At 73.6% G+C, this 21,552-nt stretch carries 17 protein-coding genes and 1 riboswitch; of the genes, 7 read left to right on the forward strand and 10 right to left on the reverse strand.

The features are described from left to right. Positions 1–17: 17 nt before the first annotated feature. The 4 genes from ACN6LD_RS35315 to ACN6LD_RS35330 form a co-directional block, all read right to left on the reverse strand. Positions 18–848, reverse strand: coding sequence for a hypothetical protein (locus tag ACN6LD_RS35315; RefSeq protein WP_445045300.1), 831 nt, complete (start codon positions 846–848; stop codon positions 18–20). Positions 849–905: 57 nt separating this feature from the next. Continuing rightward, positions 906–2,060: a PP2C family protein-serine/threonine phosphatase gene (locus tag ACN6LD_RS35320; protein WP_445045301.1), complete on the reverse strand. Its 1,155-nt coding sequence runs from the start codon at positions 2,058–2,060 to the stop codon at positions 906–908. Positions 2,061–2,173: 113 nt separating this feature from the next. Then, positions 2,174–2,932: an IclR family transcriptional regulator gene (locus ACN6LD_RS35325; RefSeq protein ID WP_319191575.1), complete on the reverse strand. Its 759-nt coding sequence runs from the start codon at positions 2,930–2,932 to the stop codon at positions 2,174–2,176. Positions 2,933–3,057: 125 nt separating this feature from the next. Continuing rightward, positions 3,058–5,202, reverse strand: coding sequence for an ATP-binding SpoIIE family protein phosphatase (locus tag ACN6LD_RS35330; protein ID WP_319191573.1), 2,145 nt, complete (start codon positions 5,200–5,202; stop codon positions 3,058–3,060). 146 nt (positions 5,203–5,348) lie between these two features. On the opposite strand from ACN6LD_RS35330, the gene ACN6LD_RS35335 reads away from it, so the two are divergent. Further along, positions 5,349–5,672: an antibiotic biosynthesis monooxygenase family protein gene (locus ACN6LD_RS35335; RefSeq protein WP_445045302.1), complete on the forward strand. Its 324-nt coding sequence runs from the start codon at positions 5,349–5,351 to the stop codon at positions 5,670–5,672. A gap of 231 nt (positions 5,673–5,903) precedes the next feature. Here the strand turns inward: ACN6LD_RS35335 and ACN6LD_RS35340 are convergent, their stop codons facing one another. Next, positions 5,904–6,836, reverse strand: coding sequence for a PmoA family protein (locus ACN6LD_RS35340; protein WP_445045303.1), 933 nt, complete (start codon positions 6,834–6,836; stop codon positions 5,904–5,906). Between the two features lie 813 nt (positions 6,837–7,649). Here ACN6LD_RS35340 and ACN6LD_RS35345 point away from each other — a divergent pair. After that, on the forward strand, positions 7,650–8,369 hold the full coding sequence (locus ACN6LD_RS35345; RefSeq protein ID WP_319191569.1) for a FadR/GntR family transcriptional regulator: 720 nt from the start codon (positions 7,650–7,652) through the stop codon (positions 8,367–8,369). Positions 8,370–8,378: 9 nt separating this feature from the next. Here the strand turns inward: ACN6LD_RS35345 and ACN6LD_RS35350 are convergent, their stop codons facing one another. Then, complete coding sequence (locus ACN6LD_RS35350; RefSeq protein ID WP_319191578.1) at positions 8,379–9,173, reverse strand: VOC family protein; 795 nt, start codon at positions 9,171–9,173, stop codon at positions 8,379–8,381. 110 nt (positions 9,174–9,283) lie between these two features. After that, entirely contained in the window at positions 9,284–11,995 is a 2,712-nt protein-coding gene (locus tag ACN6LD_RS35355; protein ID WP_445045304.1) for a protein kinase domain-containing protein, read from the reverse strand. 382 nt (positions 11,996–12,377) lie between these two features. Then, positions 12,378–12,504: riboswitch (cobalamin riboswitch) on the forward strand. A gap of 90 nt (positions 12,505–12,594) precedes the next feature. Here ACN6LD_RS35355 and ACN6LD_RS35360 point away from each other — a divergent pair. From ACN6LD_RS35360 to ACN6LD_RS35375, 4 genes are all read left to right on the forward strand, one after another. Further along, entirely contained in the window at positions 12,595–13,647 is a 1,053-nt protein-coding gene (locus tag ACN6LD_RS35360) for an ABC transporter substrate-binding protein (RefSeq protein ID WP_319191565.1), read from the forward strand. Then, positions 13,644–14,699 (forward strand): FecCD family ABC transporter permease, encoded by a 1,056-nt coding sequence (locus tag ACN6LD_RS35365; protein ID WP_319191563.1) that lies wholly within the window; start codon positions 13,644–13,646, stop codon positions 14,697–14,699. The genes ACN6LD_RS35360 and ACN6LD_RS35365 overlap by 4 nt, the downstream gene beginning before the upstream one ends. Continuing rightward, complete coding sequence (locus tag ACN6LD_RS35370) at positions 14,696–15,592, forward strand: ABC transporter ATP-binding protein (RefSeq protein WP_319191561.1); 897 nt, start codon at positions 14,696–14,698, stop codon at positions 15,590–15,592. The genes ACN6LD_RS35365 and ACN6LD_RS35370 overlap by 4 nt, the downstream gene beginning before the upstream one ends. A gap of 137 nt (positions 15,593–15,729) precedes the next feature. Continuing rightward, a complete protein-coding gene (locus ACN6LD_RS35375) occupies positions 15,730–16,311 on the forward strand; it encodes a histidine phosphatase family protein (protein WP_319191560.1) in 582 nt (193 codons plus the stop codon). 48 nt (positions 16,312–16,359) lie between these two features. Here the strand turns inward: ACN6LD_RS35375 and ACN6LD_RS35380 are convergent, their stop codons facing one another. From ACN6LD_RS35380 to ligA, 3 genes are all read right to left on the reverse strand, one after another. Continuing rightward, complete coding sequence (locus ACN6LD_RS35380; RefSeq protein WP_319191558.1) at positions 16,360–17,118, reverse strand: CbtA family protein; 759 nt, start codon at positions 17,116–17,118, stop codon at positions 16,360–16,362. A gap of 20 nt (positions 17,119–17,138) precedes the next feature. Then, complete coding sequence (locus tag ACN6LD_RS35385) at positions 17,139–17,360, reverse strand: CbtB domain-containing protein (protein WP_057576756.1); 222 nt, start codon at positions 17,358–17,360, stop codon at positions 17,139–17,141. Positions 17,361–17,701: 341 nt separating this feature from the next. Further along, entirely contained in the window at positions 17,702–19,861 is a 2,160-nt protein-coding gene (gene ligA / locus ACN6LD_RS35390) for an NAD-dependent DNA ligase LigA (protein ID WP_319191556.1), read from the reverse strand. A gap of 157 nt (positions 19,862–20,018) precedes the next feature. On the opposite strand from ligA, the gene ACN6LD_RS35395 reads away from it, so the two are divergent. Further along, positions 20,019–21,452: a PP2C family protein-serine/threonine phosphatase gene (locus ACN6LD_RS35395; protein WP_445045305.1), complete on the forward strand. Its 1,434-nt coding sequence runs from the start codon at positions 20,019–20,021 to the stop codon at positions 21,450–21,452. Positions 21,453–21,552 lie beyond the last annotated feature (100 nt).

Here is a 21,552-nt window from a genome sequence, read left to right on the forward strand (position 1 = left end):
GTGCGACACGCTCCCTGTCATGCGGCGCACCCGCCGACCCGCCGGGTGCTGAGCGCCACGTCGTCCATGCGGACGTCGTACGACGAAGGCGTCGGGCCGGCCTGGTACAGCTGCCAGCCCAGCTTGAGCTTGTCGAAGCGGGGGAAGACGAAGTCGTCCGCGCTGCCGCCGTGCTCCTTGGTGGAGACGGTCAGATCGGAGCGCTCCACGCCGTCCTGGTACACGGTGACGCGGTTGTCGGCAGCATCGAGATGGAACTCCACGCAGCTCCAGGTCGCGGCCGTGGCGGGGGCGGAGGTGCGCCACGCCGTCCAGTCCCCGGTGGGGCCGAGGTCGGAGCCGACGCCCCAGAAATTCGCCTGCGAGGTGGGCACGTACTGGCCGCCCAGCGGGCGTACCAGCGTGGGGGCGTCGGAGCCGGACGCCTCCGCGACGGTCCAGTGGGCCCAGTCGGGGGCGGTCGGGAACCCGTCGACGCGCAGCCTCAGCCGGGCCCAGAAGCTGTTCCCCGCGGGCGCGAGGTCGGACAGGACCAGGAAGGCGCGACCGTTGCCCTCCGTGTGCAGCCGCAGTTCGCGGCCGTGGCCGGTGCTGCTGGGTTCGACGGTCAGGGAGCCGTCCTTGGCGTCGGTGGTCCAGCCGTGGCCCGCGGTGACCGGACCGAGCGGGAGTCGGTCGAAGTCCTCGCGGACGAAGGTCCTGCGGTGGACGGCGTCACCGGCGGCGCCGGTGGGGCGGTCGGCGGAGGCGGTGGGTTCGGCGGGGCCGGCAGAGGCGGTGGGGGGTAGCGCGAGCAGTGCGCCCGATGCGGCCAGCAGGGCGGCCGCGATCTTCCTCATGCGTGTCATGAGCACAGTCTGCAACACCCGTCACGGTGATCACAGAGATCGCCGGGGTCACCGTGGTCACACGGCCTGCTCTCCCAACACCACTCCTTCCAGGGCCGGTTGGGGGACGTCGGCCTCGGCCGGGCCGACCGTCGGCTTGCGGATCAGCAGCAGCGCCGCGTCGTCGTGCAGCCGTCCGCCGACATGCGTCAGCAGTTCCTCGTGGATCGAGTCGAGCGTGCGCGCCGGCTCGTCGCAGAGGTGGCGGGACAGTCCCTCGGCGAGCGGGTAGAACTCCCGGTGGTGGTCGCGGGCCTCGATGACGCCGTCCGTGTAGAGCAGCAGTTGGTCCCCGTCGGCGAACGGCAGCACCTGGAGGTCGGGCCGCTGGTCGGTGAGAGCGCGCAGACCCAGGGGCGGGGCCGGGTGGGGGCTCTCGACGGCCACGACGTCCCCGGACGAACGCACCAGCAGCGGCGGCGCGTGTCCGCAGTTCACCGCTTCCAGCTCCCCCGGGCGCGGGTACCCGGCGACGACCGCGGTGACGAAGTCGTCGGCGCCGAGGTTGCGTGCCAGGCTCCGCTCGATCCGGTCGACGACGGCGAGGAGATCGGGCTCGTCGTAGGCGGCCTCGCGGAAGACGCCGACCACGAGGGCAGCGGTCCCCACGGCGGGCAGTCCCTTGCCCCGCACGTCGCCGACGATCAGCCGGACGCCGTAGGGGGTGGGCACCAGCGCGTAGAGGTCCCCGCCGATCCTCGCCTCCGCGGCGGCGGCGCTGTAGCGGACGGCCACCTCGAAGGGGCCGACCGTGGCGGGGACCGGCTTCAGCAGGGCGTGCTGGGCGGCCTCCGCGACGGAGCGGACGTCGGCGAGCACCTGCTCCCGGCGTGAGCGCAGCGCGCCGGCGAGGGCGCTCGCCAGGGTGACGGCCAGCAGCGCGGCCAGCACGGCTGCCAGCTCCGGGCCGGGCACGCCGTCCCGGGCGCCGAGCGTCGCACCGAGCACGGCGGCCAGGAGTCCGACGCAGAGAACGCCACGCGGCCCGTTCGTGGTGGCGGCCAGCGCGGGGCCGGCCGCCAGCAGGGGCAGCCAGGTCATCCCCGCTCCGCCGACGAGATCGACGAGCACGACGACGAAGACGATCAGGACGGGCAGGAGGGGACCTGCCGGTCGGTGTCCGAACAGCCGCGTCGGGATGGGCTCGCCGCCATGGTTCCGGGCCTGACTCATGCTGGGTATGCAGTCCTCACCGTGCCCCGGGGCACATCGCATATGTCCGTTTCCTCTAGGAAACGGGAGGGCTGCCATCGCTCACAAGGCGCAGCTTTTCAGATAATGAACGATCAGGCGCGCAGTGAAAGAGTCCTGGTCACGCGGTTCGCGGTGGGGATCAGCCGGTCCCGGACCTGCTCGATCCGGGACAGCCGGTCGGCGGGCAGGGAGACGCCGAGCGAGCCGATGATGTCGCCGCTGTAGACGGGGACGGCGACGCAGACCGTGCCGAGGGCGTACTCCTCCAGGTCGGTGACGGCCGGGGCCACGGGCGAGGCGTCCAGCCGCCGGATCAGTTCCGGAGCGCTGGTGATGGTCCTCGGGGTGAGGTCGGCGAGCTGGTGGCGCGAGAGGTAGTCGCGGCGGGCGTCGTCGTCCATCTCCCGCAGGACGGACTTGCCGAGGGCGGTGGCGTGGCCCGCGTCCTCGAAGCCGACCCACAGGTCGACACGGGGCGTCCGGGGGCCGTCCACGATCTCGGCGACCCGGATCTCGCCCTCCTCGTAGAACGTGAGGTAGGCGGCGGTCGTCAGCTCGTCCCGCAGCGCGGCGAGCGTCGGACGGACCCGGCTGAGCAGCGCCTGGCCGCGGCCCGCGGTGTGCAGCGTCTGCAGTCTGTCGCCGAGGATGAACCCGCCGTCCTGGAGTTTTTGCAGGTAGCCGTCGTGGACCAGGGTCCGCAGCAGGTGGTAGGCGGTGGCCAGGGGCAGCCCCGACTCCCGCGCCAGCTGTTTCGCCGGCGCACCGTTCTCGTGCGCGCTCACCACCTCCAGCAGCCGGAACGCCCGCTGCACGGAGGTGATGAGCGTGGGGCCGTCCCGCGCACTCATACGACCAGCGTGCGCCCGGCGGACCGGGCAGGCAAGACACGGGCCGCCGGCCGCGTGGCGACGGCCACGTGGTGACGGCCGCGTGGCGACGGCGTCGGTTCCGGCGCGCGCGGGAACCGACGCCGTCACTCGGCGAACGCGGACGCCGGGAACTCCGCCGACTCGCTCAGCTCGGCCCAGACCGTCTTGCCGCGACGGGCGTGGCGGGTGCCCCAGCGCTCCGCCAGCTGGGCGACCAGCAGAAGGCCGCGTCCCCCCTCGTCGGAGACCCGGGCCCGGCGCAGGTGCGGGGTGGTGTTGCTGCCGTCGGAGACCTCGCACAGCAGGCCGCGGTCGTGGATGAGGCGCAGCCTGATCGGGGGCCGGCCGTAGCGGATCGCGTTGGTGGCCAGTTCGCTGACCACCAGCTCGGCGGTGAAGGCGAGGTTTTCCATACCCCACTCGCCCAGCTGCCGGGAGACGTCCGAACGGGCCCGGGCGACGGCGGCCGGGTCGGCGTCCAGATCCCAGGTGACGACCTGGCGTGCGCCGAGGGCATGGGTGCGGGCGAGGAGGAGGGCGACGTCGTCGTCCGGACGGTCGGGCAGCATGGTTTCGAGGACGGTGTCGCAGATCGCCTCCAGGGAAGCCTCCGGCCGGGCGAGGGCGTGGCGCAGCCGGGTGAGGCCCGCGTCGACGTCGTGGTCGCGGGCCTCGATCAGGCCGTCGGTGAACAGGGCGATCAGGCTGCCCTCGGGCAGTTCCACCTCCGTCGCCTCGAAGGGCAGGCCGCCCAGTCCAAGCGGCGGCCCGGGCGGCAGTTCCAGCAGCTCGACCGTTCCGTCCCGGTTCGTCAGAGCCGGCGGGACGTGGCCTGCGCGGGCCAGGGTGCACCGGCGGGAGACGGGGTCGTAGACGGCGTACAGGCAGGTGGCCCCCGTCTCGCCGAGGTATTCGTCCGGGTCCCCGTCCGGGTCGTCCGAGGCCTCGCCGGAGGGGCGCAGAACCACGTCGTCCAGGTGGGTGAGGAGTTCGTCGGGCGGCAGGTCGATGTCGGCGAGGGTGCGCACGGCGGTGCGCAGCCGGCCCATGGTGGCGGCGGCGTGGATGCCATGGCCCACCACGTCGCCCACCACGAGGGCGACCCGTGCCCCGGACAGCGGGATGACGTCGTACCAGTCGCCGCCCACCCCGGCCTGGCCGCCGGCCGGCCGATAGCGGTGGGCGACCTCCACGGCCGACTGCTGGGGCGCGTGCCGCGGCAGCAGACTGCGCTGCAGGGTGAGCGCGGTGGCGCGGGCGTGCGTGTAGCGGCGGGCGTTGTCGACGGCGATCGCCGCCCGGGCGGCGATCTCCTGGGCGAGCAGCAGGTCCTCGTCGTCGTAGAGGTCGGGGTTGCGGTGCCGGCAGAACTCGGCGACGCCCAGCGTGCTGCCGCGGGCGCGCAGCGGCACCACCAGGGTGGAGTGGATGCGGTGCCCGTCCAGGCTTCGGTCGCCGTGGTGTCGGGTGGGCCGCCCGGTGGCCAGGGCGCGTGCCGTCGGCGATCCGTCGACGCAGGTGACCAGCTGCCACGCGACGGCGGACGGCGGCTGCGCGTCCCGGGCGGCCGCGGGCGCCCGGGCCGTGCGGCGCACGACGGGCCGGTCCTGACCCGCGGTGTCGTCACCGTGCAGCGCGGAGTCGAGCAGGTCGACGGTGACGAGGTCGGCGAACCGCTCCGCGGCGAGGTCGGCGAGCTCCTGGGTGGTGCGGGCGACGTCCAGGGTGGTCCCGATGCGCACGCCCGCCTCGTTCACCATCGCCATCCGCCACTGGCGCCGGCGGTCGCGCTCCTCCTGGAACGCGGCGACGTCCTGTTCCGAGGTGCGGTCGACGTACCCCGTCGTCGTCGCGATCACGTACCGGGTCGCCCTGGTGACCAGGGGCGCGTCGGCGGTGAACCGGGGCAGCTCCCCGATCAGCCGGTCGAGGACAACGCCCTGCGCCAGCCGGAAGGCTCGCAGCATCGTGTCCAGGGACATGCCGTACCGGGCCAGGCGACGGGAGCGCTCCAGGGCGGCACGCGGCGCTTCGATCAGCTCCGGCTCGACCGAGTGCGCCAGGCCGGACAGCCCGGTCACGATGTACTCGGCGACGTTCTGCGACACGGTGCGGGCGATCTCCGGGGTCTCCCAGAGCGCGGGAAGCTCCCGTCGCAGAGCCTTCTCCACGTCGGCGATCACCTCGTCCGCCCGCGCGACGAGCTCGCGCGCGACGCGGGACACGAGACGGTCGGCCTGGTCGTCCACACTTCCGACGGTACGCCGGATGCGGGCGCGGGCCCCGCCGGCCGTCCGCCCGGCGGGCCGCCCACCGCACGCGACGGTGCGCCCCGGAGCCGCCGGACCGGTGGGGCGGCCGCAGGGCGGGGCGGCCGCGGAGGCAGGATGGGGGCATGAGCGTAGTCAAGATCAACGTACTGACGGTCCCGGCGGAGCAGCGGGAGACCCTCGAGAAGCGCTTCGCCGCCCGCGGTCACGCCGTCGAGAGCTCCGACGGCTTCGAGTGGTTCGAGCTGCTGCGGCCGGTGGAGGGCACCGACGCCTACCTCGTCTACACCCGCTGGCGTGACGAGGAGTCGTTCCGCGCGTGGGCCGAGGGCCCGATGAGAGCGGCGCACCAGGGCGGCTCGGAGGGGGAGCGTCCCAAGCCCGCAGCCTCGGCCTCCACCCTCTGGTCGTTCGAGGTCGCCCAGCAGGTGACGCCCAAGGGCTCGTAGCTCCCCACCGCGGGACCGGGCGGGCGCGGCGAACGCGCCCGGGCTGCCGGCTCCGCGCCCGCCGGCCGCGGTGCACTGCCGCCCCGGCGGGCGTCGGTGCGCCCGGCCGCGATCGCGGCTGTACGGGGTGTGGTCCCCGCGGGCCTATGAGGTGCCGTCCCCCGCGGGCCTACGGGGTGCCGTCCCCCGTAGGCCTACGGAGTGCGATCCCCCGCGCCGCGTGAGGCGCGGTCACCACGGGAGGTTGCGCAGATACGTGTCCACGCGTTCGCGGTCCCAGACGCCGTCCGCGACGACCACGCGGTAGCGGTAGGCGAAGGACTCGCCCGGCGGCAGTGCGAACTCCTCGAAGAACGCCCAGGAGAACGCGACCGTCGGAGTCGGTTCCGAGCGCACGAACCAGTGCGACTCGTGAATCGCCGTCCGCTCGTCGAGGTTCTCGGGAGCATGGGCGAAGACGAGGGTGGAGTGAGCGTCGACGTCGTCGTGCTCGGCGGTGAAGGCGAGCCACGGCCCCTGGGCGCCCATCAGCTTCTCGGCGCCGGCGTCCGCCTCGACGTCCGGGGCGGACACGGCGCCCCCGGTGAAGTCGCGGGGGCCGCGCCACTGCAGACCGGTGTAGCCGGCCGGTTCGCGCCCGGCGGTGGTCGGGGAGCCGAAGACGAGCGGTGCGTCGCGGATGTTGGTGAGCCGGATCGACCAGTCCAGCGCCCACGCCCCCACCGCCTCGTCGACGGAGTGGACGGTGAGGCCCCGCTGCTCACGCGCCCATTCCTCGCCGCCGTGCGTGACCCAGGTGAGCTGCTCGGTGACGGCGAGCCTGTCATCCGTCGCCGTGAACGCGGGGAAGCCGTCGTGCCGCATCGAACCGACGCGTTCGGGCAGGGCCAGGTAGCCCCGACCGTGGACGTAGGAGTTGCCGCCCCAGAAGTTCTGGCCGGAGAGGTGGCTCGCCGTCATCTGCAGGCCTTTGTGCCAGCGGTGGTCACTGGGCCGGTAGCCGGTCACGGTGCGGCCGGCGAGGGTGCGCACGGGGTGCGCGTACGGTTTGGGCGACTCGAACGCGTCGGGGTCGGGACGGTACACGTACCGGAAGATCTCCGTCCCGTCCGCCGCCGCGACCGCGATGTGCTCGCCGCACGCGTGACTGACTCGGATGCTCATGCGCGCTCCTCAGGGCCCGTTGCATGGTCGCCATGTGGGTGACGGAGCGGAGAAAGCGCTTGCCCCCGTGAGGCGACCCTACGGGCGCAGCGAATGTCAGGACAACCCCTGTGTCCGAATGCGGCGAGCGCCTTCACGGAATCATCGCGCCCAGACACCTCACCGTCCCGGGGCGAGCGACGGGCCGTGACCTCACGGCCCCGAGGCGAGCGACAGGCCGTGAGGTCACGCACCCCGGGCGAAGGACGACCCGCGGAGTCACCGCCCCGGGGCAAGCAACGGACCGAGGGGTCACCGCCCCGGGGCGACGGACGGGCCGTGGGGTCACCGCCCCGAGGCGATCGACGGGCCGTGAAGTCACGCACCCCGGACGAAGGACGACCCGCGGAGTCACCGCCCCGAGGCAAGCGACGGGCCGAGGGGTCACCGCCCCGGGGCGCGGGACGGGCCGTGCGGTCACTGCCGCGGGCGAAGGGCGGCCCGCAGGATCGCCGCCCCGGGGCGGGCGACGGGCCGTGAAGTCACGCACCCCGGACGAAGGACGACCCGCGGAGTCACCGCCCCGAGGCAAGCGACGGGCCGAGCGGTCACCGCCCCGGGGCGGGCGACGGGCCGTGGGGTCACCGCCCCCGGGGCGCGGGACGGGCCGTGCGGTCACTGCCGCGGGCGAAGGGCGGCCCGCAGGATCGCCGCCCCCGGGGACGGCGTACGGGGCGGTCGGCCGGCCGGTTCCCGGTGACGCCGCCCTCCGGCTCGGCTCCCTTCGTAGGCCGAGTACCATCGACGTCACCCTCGGGAAGGGAGGAGCCCGCGTTGTCTCTGACGGACAGGGCCATCGAGCAGATCCGTGAGCTCATCCGCACCGGCGCTCTGCCCCCGGGGTCGAAGCTCCCCCCGGAACCGGACCTGGCCGCCCAGCTCGGACTCTCCCGCAACCTCGCCCGCGAGGCGGTCAAGGCGCTGGCCGTGGCCCGGATCCTGGAGGTCCGGCGCGGCGACGGCACGTACGTGACCAGCCTGCAGCCGAGTCTGCTCCTGGAGGGGCTCGGCGGGGCGGTGGAGCTGCTGCAGGGCGACTCGGCAGCGCTGCAGGACCTCATGGAGGTGCGGCGGCTGCTCGAACCGGTCGCCACCGCACTGGCCGCGACCCGGATCTCCGACGATCAACTGGCCGAGGTCGAGCGGCACTTGGACGCCATGCGAGCGGCCCGCGACGATGTGGAGCTGCTCAACGCGCACGACGCGTCCTTCCACCGCGCCGTCGTGGCCGCGACCGGCAACGAGTCACTGCTCGCCCTGCTCGAGGGCGTCTCCGGCCGCACGCTGCGCGCCCGCATCTGGCGCGGGCTGGTCGACGACCAGGCCGCGGGCCGCACCCTCGCCGAGCACGAGGCGATCTTCCACGCGCTGGCCGCCCGCGACGCCGCCCTCAGCCAGGCCGCCGCCCTGTTGCACGTGAGCACCACCGAAGGGTGGCTGAGAGAGCACCTCCGCACGGACGGAGCCCCCGGGCCCGGCGGCACGGCCGTCTGAGGCCCCGGCTCAGCCACCGGACGGGGTGAGCACCACGAAGTCCGCGTTCGACGGGTCGAGACAGACGGCCAGCCGGCCGACGCCCGGCGCGTCCTGCGGGCCCATCTGCACACTGCCGCCGTTCCCGGTGACGGCGGCGACGGCGGCGTCGCAGTCGGTGACGGCGAAGACCGGGTGCCAGTAGGGCCGTCCGTCCGTCAGGGCGAGGTCCTGCGCGCGCAGCTGCATGACGCCGCCCTGCATGCGCTCCTCGGGCAGCCCCTCCGGCGTGACGAGGGAGTACTCACCGCCTCCCCCGGGCAGATCCATCGGGCTGAAACGCCAGCCGAACACGCTGCCGTAGAACTCCTTCGCCGCCGGGGCGTCGGTCGTGTACAGCTCGGTCCAGCACAGCGAGCCCGGCTCGTCGACGAGCTCGAAGCCGGCGTTCTTCCCCGGCTGCCAGACCGCGAACTGACCGCCCAGCGGGTCGCTGTACTGCGCCATCCGGCCCCAGTCGCCGAGGTCCCTGGTCGCCAGCCGCACGGTGCCGCCCGCACGCTCGACGGCCCGGGTCGTGGCCTCGGCGTCGGTGACCGTGTAGTAGATCATCCAGGCGGAGCGGGCCCCCTCCTCGGTCAGCTTGCCGAGCCCGGCGACGGTCTTGCCGTCCTTCTGGAACATCCCGCCTTCGGCCCCCTGCCCCTCCATGGGCTCGTAACGCCAGCCGAGCACGGCGGCGTAGAAGGCCGCGGCGGCCGGGACGTCGGGGGCGCCGAGGTCGAGCCAGCAGGGGGCGCCGGGGGTGGGGTCGGTGGTCATCACGGCGTTGCCCTTTCGCAGATCCGTCAACGCCCCCCAGCGTGGCACCGCGCTCCGGCGACCGCGCGTCGGCCGCAGCGGGCCGTGGACCGAACGGGTGGTTCGCCTCCCCCTCAGGTGACGGGCAGTCCGTAGACGCGGTCGAAGTGCTGGGCCACCAGGTGTCCGGCGCCGTCACAGGCGAGCTGCCATCGGTTGACGCCGGTCTCCCTGCCGTCGGTGAAGTTCCACAGCAGACGGCCGGAGGCGGCGTCGATCGCGTAGAAGCCGTCCTTGTTCTCGAAGGCCGTCACGTACACGGCGTGTGCGCCCACCGCGACCGGGCTGTCCATGTCGAGGCGGGGAGTCTCGCAGAACCAGCGCCGCCGGCCGCTCGCCGCGTCGAAGGCGTGCACGCCGCAGGGGTCCGTGCTGGTGACGTAGACGGTGTTGCCGACCGCTCCCAGGGAGGCGTACATGCCCCGTTCCGCCTTCGCCTTCCACCGGAGCCTGCCGGTGCCCAGCTCGAGGGCGATGAGCTCGGAGCCGATGGCGAACACGGTCTGCCCGAGCACGGCCAGGCCCGGCCGGAGGTCGTATCCCACCTGGTGCCGCCAGCGAAGGCTGCCGCTGTCACGGGTTCCGCGGACGGCGACGTTGCGCAGTCCGTCGGCGTAGACGAAGTACTCGTCGGTGATGACGGGCTGCAGCGCGATGCCGACGTCCTGCGGATCGATCGGTATGACGAGGGCCTGACGCGCCTCGATGTCGACGCCGAACACGGAGTCGGTGGAGGTCGCCACCCCCTGCTCCCCCGGCCGGCGCTGCAGCTTGGCGCCGAGCACCGAGACAGTGTGATCGTCGTAGCCGCCGAGCAACTGGTCGAACCGGTAGTCCTCGCCGAAGTCGAGGGTGAACTGCTCCGCGCCGGCGACCGGGTCCACGCCGATCACCGTCGCGCCCGCGCCCAGCGCGACCGCCGCGCCGTGGATCAACAGGACGGGCCCGGGCGAGAGACTGATGCCCTGGTACACCCAGCGGGGCCGCGAGCCGTTCCTCACGTCCAGGCCGATCATGTCGCCCGGACGGGTCTTGAGCAGGGCTGTGCCGTCGTGGAAGACCGCCGGGGCCTGCAGCAGCGGTCCGCCCCGGTAGACCCAGGCCGGCTCGGGCGCCCGGCCGAGCGGACGCGCCGTCCTGGCGCCCGGCGTTCCGCGGACGGCGAGTGCCGCTCCCGCGACGAGCGCCGCCCCGGCGGTCGCGGCCAGGGCCGTACGCCGGGCGACTCCGGCACGTGCGGGTGCACGGTGGTGCGCGGCCGTGGCGGAACGTTTCGACGCCGATTGCGGCAACGCGTCGCGCACCGCCCGGAGACCCGGCAGCTTCTCGCCCAGCGTCGAACCCGGGGCCGTTGACCGCCCCTTCGCCGGTTCCGGCGCCTGTGCCCGTGCCTCGGACCGGTCTTCTGCCCGGTCCTCCGACCGCACCTCGGGCTGGACTTCTGCCTCGGCCTGGGCCTCTGAGCGGGCTCGGGCCTCTGCCTGGGCCCGGTCGTCTGTCCGTGACCCGGCCCGTGTGAACGTCCGCTCCCGGGGCCGCGCCCGGTCCGACTCGTCCGGTGAGGAGAACGACTCGGCTCCCGGCAGCACCGCACAGGGTCCCGCGCCGCCGACGGCTTCGGCGCCCTCGCCGCGGCCTCTGTTTCCGTATCCGCCATCGGATCGGCTTCCGTATCCGCGTCCGTATGCGCTTCCGCTCAGGCCTCCGCCTCCGCTTTCGGCGTCGGGGGCCCTTTCGGTTTCGCCTTCGGAGGCGCCGCCCGTCGACCGGTCGACGCTCTGGTGGGTCGTCCTCCGCCCGGCAGGATCGGAAGGACCGGCGACGGGCTCCTCGGCCGACACCGGCGGAGGCGGCGCGAAGGCTCCCGGGTGCGGGACCGCGGTCGGCGCTGCGAGGCGGTCCAGGTCCCGCACGGCCGCCCGGTGGGCGTCGACCATGGCGGCCACGGGCGCCGGCAACCAGCCCTCTGTCAGCACCTGTTCGGCGCCGCCGGGAGCGCAGGCCGCCGAGAGCCGGTCGGGGTGGATCCTCAGGGCCGGGTCCTTGGCGTGACAAAGACTGATGATCTTGTCCAGTGGTTCGGGCACCAGGCTCAGGTCGGGCGACCCGTGGGCCACCTGGTAGAGCTGCGCCGCGCCCACCGCCCCGCCGAACGGCGAGCGTCCCGACGCGGCGAACGCGAGCACCGAGCCGAGGCAGAAGACGTCGCCCTCCGGGCCCATCGGATCCCCGGTGGCCTGCTCCGGGCACATGTAGTCGAGAGAGCCGAACAGGGTGCCGGAACCGGTGAGTTCATAACCGTCACGGGCGCGCACGATGCCGAAGTCGATGACCCGCGGGCCGTCCGCCGCGAGCAGCACGTTGGACGGTTTGAGGTCACGGTGCACGAGCCCTTCGGCGTGCACCGCGGTCAGCGCCTCGGCGACGCCCGCGCCCAGTGCGAGGACCGTCTCAGCGGGCAGCGGCCCGTGCGCGGCGACCGCCTCGGCCAAGGTGGGGCCGGGTACGTGGTCGGTGGCGAGCCAGGGTGTCTCGTCGTCCGGCGCGGCGTCCACGACGTGTGCCGTGTAGGGGCCGCCGACCGCCGCGGCGGCCGCCACCTCGCGCCGGAACCGGATCCGGAAGTTGTCGTCCTCCGCCATCTCGGGACGGATCACCTTGACCGCGACGACGCGGCCGGCCGACGACCGCGCCAGATAGACCCGGCCCATACCGCCTGCACCGAGCCGGGCCACGAGCCGGTACGGCCCGAGCTGCTCGGGGTCTTCTGGACGCAGTGGCTGCATGCCCTCGGCCGCCTGTTCTCGGTGGTGACGGGCGGAGATCCCGCCCACGCTGCGGGGGAAGGCCCGGCGGGTTCCGAACCACAGACTAGGCGCTGGAACGGCGGGCAGCAGTGCGTCCTCATACGCGGGTCCACGCACCTGGATGCAAGTGCCCGGTCGTCCTCCGGTTCCCCCACGTCCATGCGACGTCATGTCAGAGATCGGGTGACACGTGCTTTCCCTGCGGGAACAGTGCACGATGAGCAACAAGTGCACGATGAAAGCACATCGCGGGCGCGAGACCTCCGATGTGCCGAAGGTCACCCCCGTCGGCGCCCTCGACGCCTGTGGTAGCTTGCCGAGGCCAGTCGTACTCGTGTGCGCCCCCGGGCGCGCAGGGGTCAGGGAATCCGGTGAGACTCCGGAGCTGACGCGCAGCGGTAAGGGCGACGGGCGGGGCTTTCGGCCACTGGAACGCACCTGCGCTCCGGGAAGGCGCCTCGCCCGGGTGACCCCGAGTCCGAAGACCTGCTGGCGGCCTCCGGTGTCGCAGACCGGCCGGAGGAGCGCACCGTACGACCGGGCTTCGCGCTTGAGCCCTCGACGCCGAAGGAATCTCCGTGCCGTTCGCACGTCCCGTCCGCTCTGCCGTCCTGTTCCTGGCGGGCGCCCTCCTGTCGACCGGCTGCGGCGGCTCCGCAGCCCCCTCCGCTTCCTCCGCCGACGGTGCGGCCGGCAGCGACGCGGCCGGCCGGCCGGTCACGCTCGACAACTGCGGACAGCGGGTCCGGATCGACACGCCCCCTCGCCGGGCGGTCTCCCTGAACCAGGGCACCACGGAGATCATGCTCTCCCTCGGGCTCGCCGACCGGATGGCGGGCACCGCCACCTGGACCGACCCGCTGCCCAAGAGCCTCGAGAAGGCCGACGCCCGGGTGAAGCGGCTGGCCGACAACGCGCCCTCCTTCGAGAAGGTCCTGGACGCCGAACCGGACTTCGTGGCCGCCTCGTTCGCCTCCACGCTCGGCACGGGCGGCGTGGCCACCCGCGCCCAGTTCGAGAAGCTCGGGGTTGCTACCTACCTCTCCCCGTCCGACTGCGCCGGCAAGGACAACAGCGGCGGCGGCGACGGCGTCCGCACCGAGCCGCTGACCATGGACGCGGTCTACGGCGAAGTACGCGACCTGGCCCGGGTCTTCGGAGTCGAGAAGCGGGGGGAGAAACTGGTGTCCGACCTCAAGTCCCGGGTCGCCCGGGCCGCTTCGGGACTCGACGCCGAGAACGTCACCCTCCTCTACTGGTTCGCCAACTCCCAGTCCCCCTACCTGGCCGGCTGCTGCGGCGCCCCCGGCGTCATCACCCGCGAACTCGGCGCGAAGAACGTCTTCGACGACACCGAGGAGGAGTGGCCGCAGGTCAACTGGGAGACGGTCGCCGACCGCGACCCGGACGTCCTCGTCATCGGCGATCTGACCCGAAGGCAGCAGACGGCCGAGACGGCGGCCCGGAAGATCGCGTTCCTGGAGTCCGACCCGGTCACCAGGAACATGACCGCGGTGCGGAAGAAGCGGTACGTGCTCCTGTCCGGGCAGGCGATGAACCCGACCGTGCGCACGGTCGAGGGCGTGGAGAAGGTGGCGGCGGCACTGCGCGCGTACGGCCTCGCGGGATGAGCGCCGCGGGTCCGGCGGCCGCCGCGCCTGCGGCGGCGCGGGGGCTGCGCCACGTGCTGCTGTGGGCGGCCGGTCTCGCTCTGCTGTGCGGGTCCCTCGCCGTGGCGATCACCATCGGCCCTGCGGACATCGCGGTCGGGGACGTGTGGTCCACGGTGGCCGCCCATCTCGGCTTCGGCAGGGCCGGGTTGACGCCGCTGAGAGACGGCATCGTGTGGAATCTGCGGCTGCCACGGACCCTGCTGGCCGCGGTGTGCGGCGCCGGCCTCGCCGTGTGCGGCGCGGTGATGCAGTCCCTGCTGCGCAATCCGCTCGCCGACCCGTTCGTCCTCGGGATCTCCTCCGGCGCCTCGACGGGCGCGGTCGTGGTGGTCGTGCTCGGGGCGGGCGGCGGGGCCCTGTCGGTGTCCGGCGGTGCGTTCGTCGGTGCGACGGTCTCCTTCGCGCTGGTGCTGCTGCTCAGTCACACGCTGGGCGGTGACACGGACCGGGTGGTGCTGGCCGGGGTGGCGGCGATGCAGTTGTTCTCCGCGCTCACCTCGTTCGTCGTCATGACGACCGCCGACGCGGAGACCACCCGCGGGGTCATGTTCTGGCTGCTCGGCTCGCTCAGCGGGGCCGACTGGGCGGACGTGGGCCTGGGTCTTGCGGTGCTGGCCGCGGTGCTGCTGGTGTGCACCGGGTACGCGACGACCCTGGACGCCTTCGCGTTCGGGCAGGACGCCGCCGCGTCGCTGGGCGTGCACGTGGCCCGCACGCGGCTGGTCCTGCTGTGCGCCACCGCCCTGCTGACGGCCACTCTGGTCAGTGCGGCGGGGGCGATCGGCTTCGTGGGCCTCGTGCTCCCGCACGCGGCCCGGGCCCTGACGGGTCCCGGGCACACCCGGCTGCTGCCGGCCACCGCGCTGGCGGGGGCGGTGTTCCTGGTGTGGGTGGACACCCTCGCCCGCACCGTCCTGGACCCGCAGGAGGTGCCGGTGGGCGTGGTGACCTCGCTGATCGGCGTCCCCGCGTTCGTCCTCGTGCTGTACCGGACCAGGAGGGCGCGATGACCGGGACCGCCGAGGACGCCGGCCTGCGCGGCGACCGCCTCGCCTACGCGGCGGGCGGCTCGCTGATCCTGGACGGGGTCGGCCTCACGCTGCGCCCGGGGACCGTCACCGGCCTGCTCGGGCCGAACGGTTCCGGCAAGTCCACGCTGCTGCGTCTGCTCGCCGGCGTCCTCGCCCCCGCCTCGGGCGTCGTCACCCTCGACGGCCGCCCGCTGGCACAGGTCGGGCGGCGGGCGGTCGCCCGGCGCATCGCCGTCGTCGAGCAACAGGCCGACGCTCAGGTCGCGTTGAGCGTTCTGGACGTCGTACGCCTGGGCCGGGTCCCGCATCGCCGGGCCTGGGGCGCCGCCTCGGCCGCGGACGAGGCAGCGGTCCGTTCCGCGCTGGAGCGGACCGGCCTCGGCGACAAGGCCGACCGTCTGTGGCACACCCTCTCCGGCGGGGAACGCCAGCGTGTCCAGGTCGCCCGCGCGCTCGCCCAGCAGCCGCGGGAGCTGCTCCTGGACGAGCCCACCAACCACCTCGACATCCAGCACCAGCTCGCGCTGCTGGACCTGATCACCGGACTCGGAGTGACCAGTGTCGTCGCGCTGCACGATCTGAATCTGGCCGCGATGTACTGCGACCGGGTCGTCGTCCTGAAGGAGGGCAGGGCGGTGGCCGGCGGCACACCCCAGGAGGTGCTCACCGAGGCGCTGATCGCCGACGTCTACGGGGTGCGGGCCGGCCTCACCCGCGACGGCCCCGACGGCCGCCCGCACATACGCTTCCTGGGCGTCCTGCCGACCGGGCGGAACGGAAAGCAGGACGGGGAGCAGCAGGACGGCCAAGGGCGGGGCGGAGGCAGCGGCACGAGCACGGCGGCGTGCGGCGACCGGCGACCGAAGCCCTGACCGTGGGTCGCGGGACGGGCGGCGCCCCCGTCCGTGCGCGCGACCACGCCCTGCGCGCCACGTCCTCCGCGCGACCACGCCCTGCGCGCCGCGCCGGGAGACCCTACGTTGATGACCTCACCAGAAGGAGCCGCCACGTGACCACCCGGGTCGTTCTCGTCTCGCCCGCGACGAGTTCGTCGCTGCGGCAGGCCCGTTTCGACGACGGGGCCTCGATCGACGCCGCCGGAGCGGCGCACGCCCGCGCCGCGGCCGGAACCCTGCCCGCTGCCGCTCGGGTCCTCGTCTCGCCCGGTGTGCGGTGCGGTGAGACGGCGGCCGCCCTCGGTCTCGACGCGCTGGAGACGGCGGAGTTGGCGGGGCTGGAGGTGGGCCGGTGGCGGGGCCAGACGCTCGCCGAGGTCGGCGCCGCCGAGCCGGAGGCGGTGGCCCGCTGGCTCGCCGATCCCGAATCGGCGCCGCACGGCGGCGAGTCCGTGAGGGATCTGTGCGAACGGGTGGCCGGCTGGCTGGAGAGGGCCGCGGACGACGAGGGACGTATCGTGGCCGTCGTCGAGCCGGAGATCGTACGGGCCGCGGTGGTGCATGTACTGGGGGCGTCCGCCACGGCCTTCTGGCGGCTGGACGTGCCGCCGTTGACGGCCACCTCCCTCAGCGGGCGCGGCGGTCGCTGGAACCTGCGGCTGGGACTCCCGCTGGATCGGGCGGAGGCGGCCTGAGGCCGCGTCCGCCCGATCCTCGTCGGTCTCCGGGACGGAGTCCGCGGCTCACCGCGAGGCGGTCACCGCCGACCCCGCGGGGATCGCGGCGGGCTTCGGGTTCAGCAGCCGTTCGGCCAGTTCCCCGAAGACGAGGCCGAAGCCTGCCCACATCGTGATCTGCAGGGCGAGCGAGGAGAGCCGGAACCGCCACAGCAGGGCCGCCGGGAAGTCCGTCGGCACCTCGTTGACGGCGGGCAGGAACGCGTAGGCCAGCCCGATCACGACGGTGAAGCCGAGAACGGCGACGACCGTGGCGTACCAGGCGCCGAGTCCCGGCGCGATCCGTTTGCCCGCGATCACGGCGGCGACCGCGAGAAGCACGGCGAGCACCATCATCAGGAAGTACAGGGTGGTCCGCTTGGCGATGGTGTCGTGGTCACCGACCGCGGGCGGATTGGCCGGGTACTTGAGGAACGGGACGACGTACACGGTGAGCAGCGCCGCTCCCGAGAGCAGGAGCGCCGTGGCCCGGGGGCTGAAGCGGCCGACGCGGCCGAGCGCGAAGCAGTAGGCGAGGGCGGCGATGCCGCCGAAGGCGACCCCGTACACCAGGACGCCGGTGGCGAGGCCCGCGGTGGACTGGAGGCTGCGGGAGACGAGTTCGACCTCGTGCTCGTGCGCGGGCGCGTGGGACTCCTCGAAGCCGATCGCGCTGTCGACGTTCGGCTCACCGAGGAAGTAGGCGACGACCAGGGCGAGCACGCCGGCCGCGAGGCCGGCGAGCATGCCGCGGACGAGCAGGTTTCTTACCGTTGCGGAGTTCATCGAGTGTGCGGCGTCCCTCGTCAGTGGCAGGGGAAGCCGAGAAGGTGGCGTGCGTCGTGCACCCACTCGTGGACTCCCTCGCCGGAGACGACGGAGGTGGCGCCCTGTTCGGCGCCGACGAAGTACAGCAGGACGAGCATCAGGACGCCGAAGAAGACCGCCCAGGGGGCGATGTCCTTCAGCGGCAACTTGGCGGGGACCACAGGGGTGGTGGGGGTCGGCTGGGCGACATGCTGCGCCATGGCAGGGCCTCCTCTGGGAGTTCGCGTCCCATCTCGGTGGTGCACAGGACGACGGCTCCGGGTCTGACTCTTGATGTGCCCCTCGATGAGGAGCGCACCGTTCACAGTGGCGCGACCGTGCCGGATTTCCACCGGCTTCCGTGCTGACGTCGTCGATATCAGAGCGACGGTACCGCGTGTCGCCCGCCCGGCCAATACCGCACCACCTGGCGTGACGCCGCTCTCCGCCGGAAAGTGGTGCGGATCACGGCCATGATCGGGTGGCGACCGAAGGGCGGAGCGAGTACTGGTGGTGCGGCGATCGCCGGGCCTGGAGCGTCGGACTGCTGCCGCGGTGACCGTCACGCCGGCGGCCGGGCGTCGGCGGCCGGTTCGAGGAGTCCGGCGACCAGGGCGGCGAACTCGTCGGGGGCGGCGAGGCGGACGCCGAGGGCCTCGGCCTTGGCGCGCTTGGATCCGGTGCCCTCCCCGGCCACGACGAGAGAGGTCTTCCCGGAGACGCTGGAGGAGGAACGGCCGCCGGCCCGTTCGATGAGTTCGTTCATCTGATTGCGGCTCAGCTTCTCGAGCGCTCCGGTCATCGCGCCGGTGACGACCACGGTCATCCCGGCCAGCGGACCGCCCGCCGCGTCGGCGCCTTCCGTGCCTTCCGTGCCTTCCGTGCCTTCCGCGCCGTCGTCCCCGTCGGCTGCCGTGGCCGGCCGGGGCGCCGGCGGGGTTGCGCCCGGCTCGGTCATGTTCACCCCGGCCGCGACCAGTTTGTCGATGAGCGGGCCCAGTTCGGCGAGTTCGGCGACGATCGACGGGGCCTTCTCGGCGCCGATGCCCTCGACCTGCCGGATCGCCTCGGCGTCTGCGGCGCGGAGATGGTCCATGGTGGCGAAGTGCCGGGCGATACGCCGCGACATCGAACGGCCGGTGCCGCGGACGCCCAGCGCGCACAGCACCCGCGACAGCGGCTGCGCCCTGGCGGTGGCGAGCGCGGCAAGCAGGTTGTCGGTGCTGGTCTCCCCCATCCTCTCGAGGCCCAGCAGCTGGTCTCGGGTCAGGGTGAACAGGTCGGCGAGGTCCGCGACCAGTCGCGCGTCGACGAGCTGGACGACCCGGGTGTGGCCGAGGCCCTCGATGTCGAGCTGGTCGCGCCCGGCAGCGTAGGACAGGGAGGCGACGAGATGGCAGTTGCGGCCGTTCTCGCAGCGCCAGCGCTGCTCGCTGGTGTCGATGCCCGATCCGCATCGCGGACACGTCTCGGGGAACACGATGGGCTGCTCCTCCCCGGTGCGCAGATGGGCGACAGGTGCCTCGATGCGCGGGATGACGTCACCGGCCCGGTGGACCATGACCCGGTCGCCGAGGCGCAGGTCGCGGCGGGTGATGTCGGCCGGGTTGTGCAGGGTGGCGTAGGTGATGGTGGAGCCCTCGATCTCCACCGGCTCCAGGACGGCGCGCGGGGCGATGACGCCGGTGCGGCCCACGTTCCACTCCACCGCCAGCAGTCGGGTGATCTTCTCCACGGCCCGCAGTTTGAAGGCGATCGCCCAGCGCGGGGCCCGTGAACCGGATCCGGCGGCCGCCTGGTCGGCGGCCAGGTCGGCCTTGACGACGATCCCGTCGATCCCGAACGGCAGCGCAGCGCGCAGCGCGGCCGTCTCCGCGACCCGGGTCAGGACATCGTCGACGGTGGCCGCGGTGACGCCGGGCACGGCGGTGGCGGCCGTGGTGTTCACGCCCAGCGCCGCGGCCTCGGTCATGAGGTCGCTGTGCGCGCTCTCCCGCAGACGCTCGGCGAGTTCCGGGTCGGTGTCGGCGAGAGGCAGCAGGCCGTAGCCGAAGAACGTCATCGGGACGGTGTAGGCGCGTTCCCTGGCGCGCAGGGTGCCCGCGGCGGCGTTGCGGGGGTTGGCGAACGGTGCTCCGCCGTGCGCGGTGCGCACCTCGTTGGCGTGCTCGAACTGCGTGTTCGTCATCAGGACTTCGCCGCGCACCTCCACCGTGACGGGCTGCGCCAGCTCGGCCGGCAGACCCTCCACGGTGCCGATCGCGTGCGAGACGTCCTCCCCGGCCGTCCCGTCGCCCCGGGTGACGAGCTGCGTCAGCCGGCCCTGCCGGTAGCGGGCCGCGATCGCCAGGCCGTCGAGCTTGGGCTCCACACTGAACCGGGTGACCTCGCGGCCGATGCGTCTGGTCAGCGAGACGGTCCACGCCGTGAACTCCTCGGGAGAGAACACGTTGTCCAGGCTCAGCATCGCCACCGTGTGCGGGACGTCGCCCACCACGGCCCCGCCGGCGACCTTCCCCGTCGGCGAGTCGGCCAGCGTCTGCTCCGGGTGCTCGGCCTCCCAGGCCGCGATGGACCGCACCAGCCGGTCGTAGTCGTCGTCGTCCAGCCCCGACGTGCCGGCCGCGTAGTACGCCGCCGACGCCTTCACCGCGTCCTCGACCGCCTGCGCGTAGGCGGCGGCGTCCCCGATCACTGCACCACGTGTTGTCATGCCGGTCATCCTGCCCGCCACCACTGACAACGCCCTGGAGCGCCGCTGCCGCGGCTGCCCTCGACAGGCGCAAACGGTTGCCCCCGATGGCTGCCCAGGTACCGGTGATCTTCACAACTGCCCTTTGGACCAGTGCATTTGACGCATCATCATAGAGTGAGCCAGGGTGCGTGGCGGCTCCCCTTCCCCGTCGCGCGGCCGGAGCCCCCACTGGAAAGGCACGATCCTGCGGAACGAACCGCACAGCGCCACCCCCGACCCGTCCAGCGACCTGCCCTCCCCCCGCCGGTCGGTGTTCTCGCCCGCCGCCGACGTCATCGGCACGGAACTCGACCTGTGGATGACCTCCGACCATCTGGTGCACGCGCTGACCCCGGGGTTCTGCGACGCGGCCTCCGTGTACCTGCTGGAGCGCTGGCGTCTGGAGGAGAACGCGCGCGCCCGCGCGGACGCGCCCCGGGTCGAGGTGCGCCGGACGGCGCTGCGCATCGGGCCCGGCGCGCTGGCGGACTGGGAGGCCGCGTTGCCGGTCGGCGAGATGGTCGCCCACTCCCGCCGGACGCCCTACGCCCGCGTCCTGTCCGACGGGCAGGCGCGGGTGCTCGACGCGGTGGACCCGCACACGTCCGGGCGGCTCGCCGGCCCGGGCGGCGGTGGCGACGCGCGCGCCGGCGACCTGCTGCGCGTGACGTCGTTCCTGGTGGTCCCGCTGCGACTGCGGGGCAAGCCGATCGGCTTCGTCAACTGCACGCGGGGACCGGGCCGGCCGCCGTTCGGCACCGCAGACGTGGCCGCCGTGGAAGCGCTGGCCGCGCGGACCGCCGTCGCCCTGGACAACGCGCGCCGGTACGAGCGTGAGCGGCGCACCGCCCTCGCCATCCGCAACAGCCTGGCGTCCGGCGCCGCCGTGGAGTTCGGGGGCTGCCGCGCCGCCCACGGGTGTCTGCCGGCCGGGCACGGCAATCTCGTCGGCGGCGACTGGTCCGACGTGGTGCGGCGACCCGGCGACCGGGTCAGTCTGATCGTCGGGGACGCGATGGGGCACGGCCCCGAGTCCGCCGTCGCGATGATTCAACTCCGCACCGCCGTGCGGACCCTGGCGGCACTGGACATACCGGCGGCCGACCTCGTCGGACGGCTCGACGTCCTCGCCGGTGACTCCCCCGGCGTCTCCTTCGCCACGTGCATCTACGCCGAGTGGGACGCCCGGCGGCGCACCTGCACCCTGGTGGGGGCGGGCCATCCTCCCCCGCTGCTGCGCGGTCCGCGGGGCCGGACCGCGCCCGTCGCGCTGGCCGGGACGGGTCTGCCCCTCGGACTGGGCACGGGCAGCTACGAGGAGACCGTGCTGAGCGTGCCCGACCCCGCCCTGCTGGTTCTCTACAGCGACGGTCTGGTCGAGTCCCGGGACGCCGACATCGACCACGAGATCACCCGCCTCGCGCGCACCGTGGACGCGGCCGCCGCCGAAGCCGTGGACGGCGACACGCAGGACGCGCTGCCGTCCCTGTGCCGAAAGCTCCTGGGCGCCACGTCGGGCACGACCGGCTCCGACGACCGCACCCTGCTGCTCGCCGAACTGACGCCCGCGGGCAGCTGAAGCCCGGCCGCGCTCCCGGAAGAGGCCCGTGCCCGTCCGGGTGTGCGCTCAGTCCGCCAAGGTCGCCCACACCGCGTTGCCGCCGGTGAGAGGGGGAAGG

This window comes from Streptomyces sp. SAS_272 (genome assembly GCF_052543235.1).

Coding starts and splice junctions, on each gene's coding strand:
- ACN6LD_RS35380 (WP_319191558.1), bottom strand. CDS start 17,118: ATGAACTCCGCAACGGTAAGAAACCTGCTCGTCCGCGGCATGCTCGCC.
- ACN6LD_RS35325 (WP_319191575.1), bottom strand. CDS start 2,932: ATGAGTGCGCGGGACGGCCCCACGCTCATCACCTCCGTGCAGCGGGCG.
- ligA (WP_319191556.1), bottom strand. CDS start 19,861: ATGACCGGCATGACAACACGTGGTGCAGTGATCGGGGACGCCGCCGCC.
- ACN6LD_RS35355 (WP_445045304.1), bottom strand. CDS start 11,995: ATGCAGCCACTGCGTCCAGAAGACCCCGAGCAGCTCGGGCCGTACCGG.
- ACN6LD_RS35320 (WP_445045301.1), bottom strand. CDS start 2,060: ATGAGTCAGGCCCGGAACCATGGCGGCGAGCCCATCCCGACGCGGCTG.
- ACN6LD_RS35370 (WP_319191561.1), top strand. CDS start 14,696: ATGACCGGGACCGCCGAGGACGCCGGCCTGCGCGGCGACCGCCTCGCC.
- ACN6LD_RS35365 (WP_319191563.1), top strand. CDS start 13,644: ATGAGCGCCGCGGGTCCGGCGGCCGCCGCGCCTGCGGCGGCGCGGGGG.
- ACN6LD_RS35335 (WP_445045302.1), top strand. CDS start 5,349: ATGAGCGTAGTCAAGATCAACGTACTGACGGTCCCGGCGGAGCAGCGG.
- ACN6LD_RS35385 (WP_057576756.1), bottom strand. CDS start 17,360: ATGGCGCAGCATGTCGCCCAGCCGACCCCCACCACCCCTGTGGTCCCC.
- ACN6LD_RS35315 (WP_445045300.1), bottom strand. CDS start 848: ATGACACGCATGAGGAAGATCGCGGCCGCCCTGCTGGCCGCATCGGGC.
- ACN6LD_RS35340 (WP_445045303.1), bottom strand. CDS start 6,836: ATGAGCATCCGAGTCAGTCACGCGTGCGGCGAGCACATCGCGGTCGCG.